The 12,567-nt window shown below is 71.4% G+C and carries 12 protein-coding genes; 6 read left to right on the plus strand and 6 right to left on the minus strand.

Annotated elements, in window-relative coordinates; translation table 11 throughout:
- The 3 genes from AB4Y76_RS19460 to AB4Y76_RS19470 form a co-directional block, all read left to right on the plus strand.
- Positions 1–1,052, plus strand: a 1,052-nt coding sequence (locus AB4Y76_RS19460; RefSeq protein ID WP_441928332.1) for an IS481 family transposase, incomplete at its 5' end; no start/stop codon positions are given.
- A 173-nt stretch (positions 1,053–1,225) separates the two neighbouring features.
- The gene (locus AB4Y76_RS19465; protein ID WP_441928334.1) at positions 1,226–2,716 is read left to right on the plus strand and encodes a lysyl oxidase family protein; all 1,491 of its coding nucleotides are present in this window, start codon (positions 1,226–1,228) and stop codon (positions 2,714–2,716) included.
- Between the two features lie 359 nt (positions 2,717–3,075).
- Positions 3,076–3,258: a DUF5999 family protein gene (locus AB4Y76_RS19470; protein ID WP_441928336.1), complete on the plus strand. Its 183-nt coding sequence runs from the start codon at positions 3,076–3,078 to the stop codon at positions 3,256–3,258.
- Between the two features lie 57 nt (positions 3,259–3,315).
- Here the strand turns inward: AB4Y76_RS19470 and AB4Y76_RS19475 are convergent, their stop codons facing one another.
- Together AB4Y76_RS19475 and AB4Y76_RS19480 are read right to left on the minus strand one after the other, a co-directional pair.
- The gene (locus AB4Y76_RS19475) at positions 3,316–4,353 is read right to left on the minus strand and encodes a hemolysin family protein (protein ID WP_441928338.1); all 1,038 of its coding nucleotides are present in this window, start codon (positions 4,351–4,353) and stop codon (positions 3,316–3,318) included.
- On the minus strand, positions 4,350–5,720 hold the full coding sequence (locus AB4Y76_RS19480) for a hemolysin family protein (protein WP_441928340.1): 1,371 nt from the start codon (positions 5,718–5,720) through the stop codon (positions 4,350–4,352). The genes AB4Y76_RS19475 and AB4Y76_RS19480 overlap by 4 nt, the downstream gene beginning before the upstream one ends.
- Before the next feature lie 103 nt (positions 5,721–5,823).
- Here AB4Y76_RS19480 and AB4Y76_RS19485 point away from each other — a divergent pair, with 103 nt between their 5' ends.
- The 3 genes from AB4Y76_RS19485 to AB4Y76_RS19495 all read left to right on the plus strand — a co-directional run bounded on the left by AB4Y76_RS19485 (position 5,824) and on the right by AB4Y76_RS19495 (position 8,349).
- Complete coding sequence (locus tag AB4Y76_RS19485; RefSeq protein WP_441928342.1) at positions 5,824–6,639, plus strand: PP2C family protein-serine/threonine phosphatase; 816 nt, start codon at positions 5,824–5,826, stop codon at positions 6,637–6,639.
- A 77-nt stretch (positions 6,640–6,716) separates the two neighbouring features.
- A complete protein-coding gene (locus AB4Y76_RS19490) occupies positions 6,717–7,700 on the plus strand; it encodes an alpha/beta fold hydrolase (protein WP_441928344.1) in 984 nt (327 codons plus the stop codon).
- 145 nt (positions 7,701–7,845) lie between these two features.
- Positions 7,846–8,349, plus strand: coding sequence for a DUF3145 domain-containing protein (locus AB4Y76_RS19495; RefSeq protein WP_441928346.1), 504 nt, complete (start codon positions 7,846–7,848; stop codon positions 8,347–8,349).
- 168 nt (positions 8,350–8,517) lie between these two features.
- On the opposite strand, the gene AB4Y76_RS19500 is transcribed toward AB4Y76_RS19495, so the two are convergent.
- The 4 genes from AB4Y76_RS19500 to AB4Y76_RS19515 form a co-directional block, all read right to left on the minus strand.
- Positions 8,518–9,942 carry an acyl-CoA carboxylase subunit beta gene (locus AB4Y76_RS19500; RefSeq protein WP_441928348.1) on the minus strand — a complete coding sequence of 475 codons (1,425 nt, stop codon included), beginning with the start codon at positions 9,940–9,942 and terminating at the stop codon, positions 8,518–8,520.
- Positions 9,942–11,195, minus strand: coding sequence for a beta-ketoacyl-[acyl-carrier-protein] synthase family protein (locus tag AB4Y76_RS19505; protein ID WP_441928349.1), 1,254 nt, complete (start codon positions 11,193–11,195; stop codon positions 9,942–9,944). Before AB4Y76_RS19505 ends, AB4Y76_RS19500 begins: the two co-directional genes overlap by 1 nt.
- Positions 11,196–11,236: 41 nt before the next feature.
- Positions 11,237–11,485 carry an acyl carrier protein gene (locus AB4Y76_RS19510; RefSeq protein WP_441928351.1) on the minus strand — a complete coding sequence of 83 codons (249 nt, stop codon included), beginning with the start codon at positions 11,483–11,485 and terminating at the stop codon, positions 11,237–11,239.
- Positions 11,486–11,573: 88 nt separating this feature from the next.
- Positions 11,574–12,560, minus strand: coding sequence for a beta-ketoacyl-ACP synthase III (locus AB4Y76_RS19515; RefSeq protein ID WP_441928387.1), 987 nt, complete (start codon positions 12,558–12,560; stop codon positions 11,574–11,576).
- Between the last annotated feature and the right edge of the window lie 7 nt (positions 12,561–12,567).

The raw sequence follows: 12,567 nt of genomic DNA on the forward strand, positions 1-12,567 counted from the left end.
GGCCGCGGTCGTGTCCGCACCAGATGGGTTCTGATGTCGAGGTCGCGATCGCGCGGATGCGGCACACCCATCCGTCCTGGGGTCCGCGGCGGTTGAGCTTCGAGCTGGCCAAGGCGGGGCTTGAGGTCTCGGAGTCGGCGGCCTACCGGGCATTGGTGCGGCTGAACCTGATCGACCCGAGCGGTCGACGGCGCCGGGACCGGAAGTGGAAACGCTGGGAGCGCGGGGCGCCGATGGAGTTGTGGCAGATGGACACCGTCGGCGGGTTTCTCCTGGCCGACGGCACCAGGGCCAAGGCGCTGACCGGGGTCGATGACCACTCCCGGTTCTGCATCAGCGCCCACCTGATGGTCCGGGAGTCCTCCCAGCGGGTCTGCGAGGGGCTCGCGAAGGCGTTGCGGACCTGGGGTGTTCCCGAGCAGATCCTGACCGACAACGGGAAGGTCTTCACCGGCCGGTTCAACCGACCGCCGGTCGAGGTGCTCTTCGACCGGATCTGCCGGGAGAACGGGATCGGGCACCTGACCACCCAGCCCCGGAGCCCGACCACGACGGGGAAGATCGAACGGTTCCACCGGGCGATCCGCACCGAGTTCCGCACCGACCGGGTCTTCGAGACCCTTGCTGCGGCTCAGGCCGAGCTCGACGTGTGGGTCGCCGAGTACAACACCAACCGGCCGCACCAGGCGCTGAACATGGCCACTCCGGCACAGCGGTTCCTGCGCGAGGAGCCGGCTTCGGTGAGCACGTTGCGCAGCCCGCGTCCCTCAGCACGGCCCGAGGAGGACAGGGCCGACGGGATCTGGGTGACCCGGCGGGCCAGCGCGGTCGGGGTGGTCTGCGTGAACTGGCAGCAGGTCTGCCTCGGTGTCGCGGCCGCCGGAGCACCGGTCGATGTCTGGGTCACCGAGGACGTCATGCAGTTCTACGACGGCGACACGCTGCTGCGCACCGAGAAGCGAACCAACCCTGGGGAGGTGAGGGTCAAGCGATCCCAGGCGCCCCAGCGACGTCCTAGAGTGCAAACGAGTGTCACGGATCAACCGAAGTAGATCTGTCACCCCTCAACCGAAGTACTTCAGACGGACGACCCCACATCCGCGGCGTCCGCCGTCGGCAGTGCCCCAAAACGGCGTACCCGGCTCAACCTCCTGCGGGATGCCCCCTGCGCCGGGCGGATGAATCCTGGTTCTGCTGGATTGAACCGAGGCAGGAGGGGGCTCCCGTGCTCAGCTCGAAACCGCGCGGCGCGTTGATCCGCGCCGTCATCGCCTGCGCGTTCGCCCTGCCGCTCGTGCTCGCGTTCCACGGCACCGAACCGTCAGGGCAGGCCCTCCGCACACGCCCGAGCGAGGACCGGTCCGTGGTCCTGGTCAAGGCCAAGGTCAAGATCCGTGCCTCGCTCTACGCGGTGGGAGATCGCTACGTGAGCACGCCGATCCCGGTCCGGGGCTACACCGGCGGAGCGTCCGCCCGGAAGCATCGACTCGTGCTGCAGCGCTCCACCCCGAAGGAGCCGCGCTGGGTGACGCGTGCGACCCGGTACGTGCGGAACGGGCGGTACACCTTCCCCGCCCAGACCTGGGCGACGCCCGGTTGGGTGAAGTTCCGGACCGTCCTGTACAGCGGCGGCAAGCGGCTGAGGATCTCCAACGTCATGACCGTGCGGATGATCGCGCTGCCGGTCCAAGCGGCGCCGACCTGCGCCAGCGCCCCGAGCCCGTCGCTGTGCCCGCCGCCCGCGTCGTCGACCGAGCTGCGTACGGTCGAGAAGCCGGACTGCCCGCAGCTCACGGTCGCCGTCCACCAGGAGACGCGGACGATCAACTGGACCTGGAGCACCTCGGCCAAGAAGTGGGTGCAGGCGCCGACGGGCTGGGTGACTGTGCCGGGTTCGGCGAGCGAGCGAGCGGCCGGAGCGGCGGACTGCGTCAAGGTCGTCTCGCACGTACCCGCGAACGCCCTCCTGCCGGACATCCGGATGAAGGACCTCACCAAGTGCGGCATCGGCGACATGCAGGCGACCAACAACACCTGCTTCAAGATCGACCCGGCCGCCCCTTTCAACCCGGACTTCCCGCAGCTTGAGGGCAAGAAGCTGCTGAAGTTCGGCGTGATCACCTTGAACGTCGGAGCCGGGCCGGCGGAGATCGTCGCCGACAGGAGTGGCGCCAACGCCACCGAGTGGCAGGCGTTCCAGACGCTCTACGACAGCAGCCGAAACCCCGTGGGATCGCTCGTCGACCAGGGCGTGCAGTTCTACTTCGCCGGTGACGGCCACAACCACTGGCACGTCCGCGACTTCGACGACTACGAGCTGCTGTCCTCCGACGGGACGATGGTGGCGCGAGCCGAGAAGCACGGCTACTGCATGCAGGACAACACCACGTACCAGGGGATGCCGAGCGCCGTAGGCGTCCCGCCCAACCCCGTGTACATGGAGTCCAAGTCGTGCGGCAAGGGCCTGCCGAACGCGCTGATGATCATCCACGGGCTGAGCCGCGGCTGGGGCGACACCTACCCGTCCTCGCTGCCCGACCAGGCGATCGACATCACCGGTGTCCCGAACGGCACCTACACGGTTCAGGTGCACGCCGACGCAGTGGGCGCAGTCCTCGAGTCGGACGAGAGCAACAACACCACCTCGGTGAAGGTCACCATCAGCGGGAACACCGTCACCGTCGTCCCGGGCAGCTCCACCGGCGGCCTTCAGTGAGCCGCTGGTAGAAGCGCCACCGGGTCCGGGTCAAGGACGTGGTTACCCCCAGAGGATCCGGCCCGACATGAGAAGGGAGGGTGGAGTCGTCGGGTCCGGTGGCACTTCGTCCCGAAAGGTAGCGAGACCCGGCCGTTCCGGGAGGCCTGATAATCCGGAGTTCACGAGGTGGTCTGGACAGGAGGGGCAGCGAGGCCCTTCTGGCTTGCGGGAGACCAGCGGTACGGCTCCGCCGAATCCGTTTCCGGATCTCTTTTTCGTGACTTTTTCGTCCGTTTTGCGCAAATCACGTGATTGCCGGCCGATCAGGGTGTTCCATGGATAGAGCATCCAGACGTTAAGGAACAGGGAGGGACACAATGATGTGCACCCACTCGCCGGCTTGCCCGGACTCGAGCGCCACCGACTGCTGCCGCGCTCACATGGTCGCCGACCACTCGGAGCAGGGCTGGTGCCAGCTGTGCAACGGCGTCATTCTCTTCGATGACGGGCTGTACCTGGCCCCGGACGGTCACTACGAGCCCGTCCCGCTCTCGGCCTGACCCGCCCTCCGTCTCGCGTCCACTGGCGCGAGACGCGGCGAGGAGCCGCGGATCAGGTCAATGATGGGCGGCGTCGCGGATCTCGCCTACCAGCTCCTCGATGACGTCCTCCAGCGTCGCGATGCCCAGCACCTCACCGGCCTCGTTGACCACGCGGGCCATGTGCGCCCCCTGTGACTGGAGCACCTGGAGCGACCGGACCAGGGTGTCGGTGTCGCTCACGTTCGCGAACGACCGGATCCAACGGTCCTCGACCACCTGCGCCCGCCCCTGCGCCTCGTTGCCGAGCACGTCCTTGATGTGCAGGTAGCCGACGAGGTCGCCGTCGTCGCCGACCACGGGGAAGCGCGAGAAGCCGGTCTCCGCGCAGACCGCCTCGACCTCGGTGGCCCGGGCGCCGCGGTGGACCGTCTGGACGGACTCGATCGGCAGCATCACCTCGGTGACCGCGCGTGCGGTGAAGCCGAGCGCGCCGGAGAGACGCTCGTACTCGCCCTCCCCGAGCAGGCCCTCGGCGCGGGACTCGTCGACCAGCGCCTCGACCTGCTCGCGGGTGAAGGAGGACGCGACCTCCTGCTGCGGCTCGATGCGAAGCAGCCGCAGCACCCCGTTGGCGGTCGCGTTGAGCAGCCGTACGACGGGCCGCAGCGCGGTCACGATCATGATCATCGGCGCGCCGAAGACGAGCGCTGCCTTCTCCGGGCCGGCGAGCGCCAGGTTCTTCGGCACCATCTCGCCGAGCACGACGTGCAGGTAGACCACGAAGGCGAGCGCGAGGGTGAAGGCGACCGGGTGCACCGCGCCGTGCGGCAGGCCGACCTGCTCGGCGATCGGCTCGATCAGGTGCGCGAGTGCAGGCTCGGCGACGGCGCCGAGGCCGAGCGAGCAGACCGTGATGCCGAACTGGGCGCCGGCCATGACCAGCGAGACCTGCTCCATCGCCTTGAGCGCCTGGCGGGCCAATGTCGAGCCCTGCTGGGCGCGCGGCTCGATCTGGGTGCGCCGCGCTGAGACGAGGGCGAACTCGGCGCCGACGAAGAAGGCGTTGCCGAGCAGCAGCACGACACCGAGCAGGAGGGCGGCTTCGGTGCTCATCGGGGCTCACCGGCCTCGGCGTCGCTGCGCTGGACGACCCGGATCGAGATCCGGTCGACGCGGAGGCCGTCCATGAGCTCGACGCGGAGCTGGGCGAGCTCCTCGACCGGCTCCTCGTCGTCGTCCTCCGGCACCGGCACCGGCAGCGGGACCAGGGCGACGTCGCCGCGCTGCGGGATCCTGCCCAGCGACTGCACCAGCAGGCCGGCGACGGTGTCGTAGTCCTCGTGCTCGGGCAGCGCGACGCCGGTCGCGTCGAACACCTCGTCGGGCCGGAGCAGGCCGGAGACGATCCAGGAGCCGTCCGGGCGGCGGCGCAGCCGGGCGCCGATCCGGTCGTGCTCGTCGGCGATGTCGCCGACGATCTCCTCGACCACGTCCTCCAGGGTGACCACGCCGGCGGTGCCGCCGTACTCGTCGGAGACGATCGCCATCTGGAAGCCCTCGCCGCGGAGCAGCGCGAGCAGCGGGTCGAGGCGCAGCGACTCGGGTACGACGGTGGCCGGCACCATCACCTCGCGGACGTGGGTGGAGCCGCGGTCACCGCGGGGGACGGCCACGGCCTGCTTCACGTGCACCGAGCCGACGATGTTGTCGCTGCTGCCCTTGGTGACCGGGAACTTCGAGAACCCGGTCGCGGCGGACAGCTCGATGATCCTCGCGACCGCGTCGTTGGCGTCGACGGTGGCCATCCGCATCCGCGGGGTCATGATCTCACCGGCGGTCCGGGGCCCGAACGCGATCGAGCGCTGCACCAGCGCGGCCGTGTCCGTGTCGAGGGTGCCCTCGGAGGCGGAGCGCCCGGCCAGCGAGGAGAGCTCCTCGACCGAGCGCGCGGAGCGGAGCTCCTCCTGCGGCTCGACGCCGAGCGAGCGCACGATCGCGTTCGCCGAGCCGTTGAGCAGCCGGATCGGGATCGCCATCACGGAGGTGAAGGTCCGCTGCGCCCGCTGGGTCGCCTTCGCGGTCGCCAGCGGGAGCGCGATGGCGACGTTCTTGGGGACGAGCTCGCCGAAGATCATGGTCAGGAACGTGGCCACCAGCAGGCCGAGCGTCAGCGCGGTCGGGGTCACTGCCCCTTCGGGAAGACCGAGGTCGGCGAGCAGCGGCTCGACGAGCGAGGCGATGGCGGGCTCGGCGAGGAAGCCGATCGCCAGGTTGGTCAGGGTGATGCCGACCTGGGCACCGGAGAGCTGGGTCGACAGCGACCGGAGCGCCGACTGCACGCCGGCGGCCTTGCGGTCGCCCTCCTTCACCGCCCGCTCCACGTCGGTGCGGTCGACGGTCACGAGCGCGAACTCCGCTGCGACGAAGAGGCCGCAGGCGGCCATCAGCGCCAGCGACACGGCCAGCAGGAGCCACTCCATGCCGACATTCTTGCGGGTCGTGTCCAAATGCGCTCGTCGGGGAAGCATGAGAAGGTCGGAGCGTGTGGTGCCCGGTGTGGGGCCGGTGGAAGGAGCGGGGCCGATGCTGCGGATCTCAGGGACCGGTCGTACCCACGTCGGCCTGATCCGTGCCAGCAACGAGGACTCCGCGTTCGTCGGCCCGGGCTGCATGCTCGTCGCCGACGGGGTCGGCGGCGGAGCGGCCGGAGAGGTCGCGTCGGCCACGGCGGCGTACGCGGTCGCGGCGACCGCGATGGCCGGTGACGGTGACGACCCGGTGCGGGTGCTGTCCCGCGGCATCCGGATCGCCCAGGAGCAGATCGCCGCCGGGGTCGACGCGGACCCGAGCCGCGGCGGCATGGCCACCACCTTGACCGCGCTGGCCACCGACGGCACCCGGTTCGCGCTGGCCCACCTCGGCGACTCGCGCGGCTACGTGTTCCGCGACCACCTGCTGACCCGGGTGACCCGCGACCACACCTACGTCCAGGACCTCGTCGACGAGGGCAGGCTCAGCGAGACGGCGGTCACGGAGCACCCGTGGCGCAACGTGGTGCTGCGCACGGTGAACGGCACGGTGTCCGCGGAGGCGGACCTGGTCGCGCTGCACCTCGAGGCCGGCGACCGGGTACTGCTGGTCAGCGACGGGGTCACCGACCTGGTCGGCGAGGCGCAGATCCAGACCTACCTGGACCGCAACGGCGACGACGCCGCGGTCGACGCGCTGATCTCCGCCGCGCTGGCGCGGGGCGGCAAGGACAACATCACCTGCGTGCTGGCGACGATCGTCGACGGGCCGCCGGTGAGCGCGGACGGGCAGCTCCTCGGAGCGGTCCGCGACCCGGCCAACGTGGTGGACCTGGCCGCGGTGCGGGCGGCGTCCGCCGACACGGCCTGAGCGGGGGAGTCCCGCAGTGGCACGACGCACACTGGAACGTGTTCCACCTGACGCCCGCGCAGGGGAGAATGGGCGGCATGGCTGATCTGGAACGTCCTCGACTCGAAGGTTCCGTGGCGGTCCGCGGCGGGCGCCGGCTCTCCTTCGCCGAGTTCGGGACCCCGCGCGGCGCGGCGATCGTGTGGATGCACGGCACCCCCGGCGGTCGCCGCCAGATCCCGGTCGAGGCACGGCTGTACGCCGAGCAGCACGACCTGCGCCTGATCGGCGTCGACCGGCCGGGGATCGGCACCTCCACGCCGCACCTGTACGAGAACGTCCTCGACTGGACCGGTGACCTCGAGGCCCTCGCGGACAACCTGGGCATCGACACGATGCGGGTGATCGGGCTGTCCGGGGGCGGCCCGTACGCCCTCGCCGCCGGCGCCGCGCTGCCGGACCGGGTGCACGGCGTGGGTGTCCTCGGCGGTGTCGCGCCGACGCAGGGCCCGGACGCCATCCGCGGCGGCCTCGTCGAGCTCGCCCCGTACGTCGCCCCGGTCGTCTCGGCGGTCCGGGTCCCGCTCAGCTACGGCCTCGCCGCCGCCGTGCGGCTCGTCAAGCCGTTCGCCGGCCTCGGCCTGGACGCCTACGCGGCGGTGCAGCCGCGCGGCGACAAGGAGCTCCTGGCGCGGCCCGAGTTCAAGGCGATGTTCCTCGACGACCTGCTGCACGGCGCCCGTTTCCAGGTCGGGGCGCCGCTGGCCGACGTCGTCCTGTTCACCCGGCACTGGGGCTTCGAGGCCGCCGACGTCCGGGTACCGGTGCGCTGGTGGCACGGCGACGCCGACCACATCATCCCGCACGCCCACGGCGTGCACATGGCCGCGCGGCTGCCCGACGCGGTCTTCGCGACGATCGACGGCGAGTCGCACCTGGGTGGGCTCGGGGCCGCGTCGGAGGTGCTCGGGACGCTCATGGAGCTGGGCCCGCGCCCGGTGAAGCCGCGCCCGCGCCGGTCGGCGGCGAAATCGGCCGGATCGGGCCGCACCGCGACCGTCCGGGCGGTCCCCAAGGAGTGAGCCGCCACCCCGTGTGACGCTGGCGCGCGCTCGATTCTTGCGTCACAATGGGACCACAAGTGCACATCCGTCACAGACACAACCTCTGACGCGCACGAGACCGCTGGGGAAGGCGTTGCTCGACGCCGAGTCAGAGGAGGTTGAAGTGACACGCAATGCGACCCGTGGAGTCCTGTACATCCACTCGGCGCCGTCTGCGCTGTGCCCGCACATCGAGTGGGCCGTGGGCGGCGTACTCGGCGTTGCCGTGAACCTCGAGTGGACCCCCCAGGCCGCCCAGGCCGGTGCCTACCGCGCCGAGCTGTCCTGGGTCGGCGAGACCGGCACGGCAGCCGCCGTCGCCTCGGCCCTGCGCGGCTGGAACCACCTCCGCTTCGAGATCACCGAGGAACCCACCGCCGGTACCGAGGGTGCGCGCTACTCCTACACCCCGGACCTCGGCGTCTTCCACGCCGTCACCGGCCTGCACGGCGACCTGATGATCCCCGAGGACCGGCTCAAAGCAGCCGTGGTCAAGGCCGCCCTCGGCGACACGACCCTCGAGCTCGAGGTCGACAAACTGCTCGGGAAGCCCTGGGACGACGAGCTGGAGACCTTCCGGCACGCCGGCGACGGCGTCCCCGTCCGCTGGCTGCACCAGGTCGTCTGACGCGACGCCGCGAGGACCGAGCGGCGGCGCGACTCAGACCCGGTGAGGTGCCCACACACGTGCCCGCACACCCCACCCCCACCCCACGAGACAACGACGAAGGCCTGGCGGACACCCTCCGCCAGGCCTTCGTCGTAGCGCCGAGCGGGCACTTCGCTCGGCTGTGTTTCAGAGTGGAATGTTCGTGTGCGCGCCCCGGACGACCAGCCCGGCACCCGCGATCGCGGCCGCGACCGCGCTCCGGGTGACCCCGGGCTCGACGACCTCGTCGACGACGCCGATCTCGATGGCCTTGTCGATCCCGCCGGCGATCCGGGCGTGCTCCTCGGCCAGCTCGGCCTCGATCACCGGGCGGATCTCCGGGGCGACGTCGGCGAGCTTGCGGCGGTGCAGGATCCGGACGGCGGCGACCGCGCCCATCACGGCGACCTCGGCACCCGGCCAGGCGAACACCTTGGTGGCGCCGAGCGAGCGCGAGTTCATCGCGATGTAGGCGCCGCCGTACGTCTTCCGGGTCACCACGGTGACCCGCGGGACGACCGCCTCCGCGAAGGCGTGCAGGAGCTTGGCGCCGCGGCGGACCACGCCGTCCCACTCCTGGCCGACCCCGGGCAGGTAGCCGGGGACGTCGACGAGGACGACCAGCGGGATCCCGAACGCGTCGCACATCCTGACGAACCGGGAGGCCTTCTCCGCCGAGGCGGAGTCCAGGCAGCCGCCGAGACGCAGCGGGTTGTTCGCGATCACGCCGGTGGTGCGGCCACCGAGCCGTCCGAGCGTGGTGACGATGTTCGGGGCCCACTTCGCGTGCAGCTCCACGGCGGTGCCCTCGTCGAGCACGTGCTCGACCAGCGGGTGCACGTCGTACGCGCGCTTGTTGGACTCCGGCAGCAGGTCGGCGAGGTCGACGTCCTCGACGGCGGCCACGTCGAGCATGCCCTGGGCGCCCAGCAGGAACGCCAGGTCGCGGGCGCGGTCGAGCGCCTCGCGCTCGGTGTCGGTGAGCACGTGCACCACGCCCGACCGGCGGCCGTGCGGCTCCGGGCCGCCCAGGCGCAGCATGTCCACGTCCTCGCCGGTGACCGAGCGGACGACGTCCGGACCGGTGACGAAGATGCGGCCCTCGGGGCCGAGGATGACCACGTCGGTCAGCGCCGGCCCGTACGCCGCACCGCCGGCCGCGGGGCCGAGCACGACGGAGATCTGCGGGATCAGGCCCGAGGCGCGGGTCATCGCGTGGAAGATCTCGCCGACCGCGTGCAGCGAGAGCACGCCCTCGGCGAGCCGGGCGCCGCCGGAGTGCCACAGGCCGATGATCGGGACCCGGTCGGTGAGCGCCCGCTGGTAGGCCGCGACGACGACCTTGCAGCCGTCGGCGCCCATCGCCCCGCCCATCACGGTCGGGTCGGAGCAGAACGCGACGCAGGTCTTGCCGTTGACCCGGCCGACCGCGGCGAGCATGCCGGAGTCGTCGACCGGCGAGAGCGGCGAGAAGATGCCGTCGTCGAAGAACGCGGCCAGCCGCTGCAGCGGGTGCCGCGGGTCCTCCTCGCGCGGCGGCTTCGCCGCCGCCTTCGCGGGTGCCTGGGTCATCAGATGCTCCCGAACGCGACGGCGACGTTGGCGCCGCCGAAACCGAAGGAGTTGTTGAGCGCGGCGATGTCGCCGGCCGGCAGCGCCCGCGCCGTCGTCGGGATGTCGAGCTCGACCTTCGGGTCGAGGTTGTCCAGGTTGATCGTCGGCGGGGACACCCGGTGGTGGATCGCCAGGACCGTCGCGATCGACTCCAGCGCTCCGGCGCCGCCGAGCAGGTGCCCGGTCATCGACTTGGTGCTGGTGACGACGACCTCGTCGGCGTGCTTGCCGAGCGTGGCGTGGATCATCAGGCCCTCGGCGACGTCGCCCTGCGGGGTCGAGGTGGCGTGCGCGTTGACGTGCACGATGTCGGCCGGCGAGATCTCCGCCTCCTCCAGGGCCCGCAGGATCGCCCGGGTGCCGCCGCGGCCCTCGGGGTCGGGCTGGGCGATGTCGTGGCCGTCGTTGGTGATGCCCGCCCCGAGCACCTCGGCGTAGATCCGGGCACCGCGGGCACGGGCGTGCTCGAGCTCCTCGAGCACCAGCACGCCGGCGCCCTCGCCGAGCACGAAGCCGTCCCGGCCGGTGTCCCAGGGGCGCGAGACTGTCGTCGGGTCGCCGCCCTCGGGGCCGCTGGCCGTCTTGGACAGCGCCATCATGTTCGCGAACGCGGCCATCGGCAGCGGGTGGATCGCCGCCTCGGTGCCCCCGGCGACCATGACGTCGGCGCGGCCGAGCCGGATCTGGTCCAGGGCCCAGGCGACGCCCTCGTTGCCGGAGGCGCACGCGGACACCGGGGTGTGCACGCCCGCCTTGGCGCCGACGTACAGGCCGATGTTCGCGGCCGGCGCGTTCGGCATCAGCATCGGGACCGCCAGCGGGGAGACCCGCCGCGGGCCGCGCTCCTTGAGCGCGTCGTAGTTGCTGAGCAGCGTGGTCACGCCGCCGATCCCGGACGCGACGGCGACGCCGAGCCGCTCGGGCTCGGCACCGCCGTCGGCCAGTCCGGAATCGGCCCAGGCCTCCATGCCCGCGACCATCGCGAGCTGCGCGGAGCGGTCGAGCCGCCGGGCCTTGACCCGGTCGAGGACGTCCGCGGGATCGACCGCCGCGGTGGCGGCGATCATGACCGGCAGGTCCTCGGCGAAGTCGTCAGGGAGCCGTCGTACGCCGGACGTGCCGGCGACCAGGGCTTCCCAGGTCTTCGTGACGTCTCCTCCGACCGGGCTGGTGGTGCCCAGTCCCGTGACGACGACTCTCCTGCGACTCATCTCTGTGCTCCTCGCGCGCTGCGGTGGAAGGGTGAACGGACTCAGGCCGCCTGGGCCTTCTCGATGTAGGACACGGCGTCACCGACGGTCTTGAGGTTCTTGACCTGGTCGTCGGGGATCCGCACGTCGAACTTCTCCTCCGCGGCCACGACGACCTCGACCATCGAGAGCGAGTCCACGTCGAGGTCGTCGGTGAACGACTTCTCGAGCTGGACGTCGTCGGCGGGGATTCCGGTGACCTCGTTGACGATCTCGGCGAGGTCGGAACGGATCTCTTCGGTGGTGGCCATGCTGTGGTTCCTCTCTGGTGGTGCTGCTGGGTGTGGGGGTGCTGCAGGTGGTGCTGTCGGGGGAGCGGCGTCGTTGCCGCCGGGGCCGTCAGGGGACGCGGACGACCTGGGCTGCGTAGGAGAGCCCGGCGCCGAAGGCGATCATCAGGGCGAGGTCGCCGCTGCGGGCGGTGCCCTCCTCGTACATCCGGGCGAGCGCGAGCGGGACGGACGCCGCCGAGGTGTTGCCCTGCTCGGCGATGTCGCGGGCGATCCGGACGTGGTCGGGCAGCTTGATCGCGCGGGCCATCGCGTCGATGATCCGCATGTTCGCCTGGTGCGGGATGAACAGGTCGAGGTCGTCGACGGTGAGGCCGCTGCGGTCGAGCGTCTGCTGGGCCACCTTGGCCATCTCGAACGACGCCCAGCGGAAGACGGTCGACCCGTCCATCTGGATGTACGGCATCACCGGGGACTCGCTGGCGAGGACGTCGCGCCAGTCGGTGCTCTGCCGGATGGCGTCGTACTGCTCGCCGTCCGAGCCCCAGACGACCGGGCCGATCCCGGGGACCTCGGAGGGGCCGACGACCACGGCGCCGGCGCCGTCGCCGAAGATGAACGCGGTGCCGCGGTCGGTCCGGCTGGTCATCGCCGAGAGCAGCTCGGCGCCGACCACCAGGACGTGCCGGGCGGTGCCGCCGCGGATCATGTCGGTGGCCAGGCCGAGGGCGTGGCTGAAGCCGGCGCAGGCCGCCGAGATGTCGAAGGCCACCGGGCCCTCGGTGCCGAGCTGGTGGGCGAGCTTCGCCGCCAGCGCGGGCGTCTGCATGGTGTGGGTACAGGTCGCGACCAGGACGGCGTCGAGCTGCTGGGCGGCGATGTCGGCCGACTCCAGTGCCCGCTGCGACGCGGCCAGGGCCATCGTCTCCAGGGTCTGGCCGGGGCCGACCCAGCGCCGCTCCTTGATCCCGGAACGCTGCTGGATCCACTCGTCGCTGGAGTCGATCGCCTCGATCACCTCGGAGTTCGGCACGACCCGCTTGCCGCGGTCGACGCCGAGTCCGAGGAGCGCGGCGTGCGGCACGGTGGCCGGCATCGTCCAG

The organism is Marmoricola sp. RAF53 (assembly GCF_052114005.1).
Lineage (GTDB): Bacteria > Actinomycetota > Actinomycetes > Propionibacteriales > Nocardioidaceae > Marmoricola.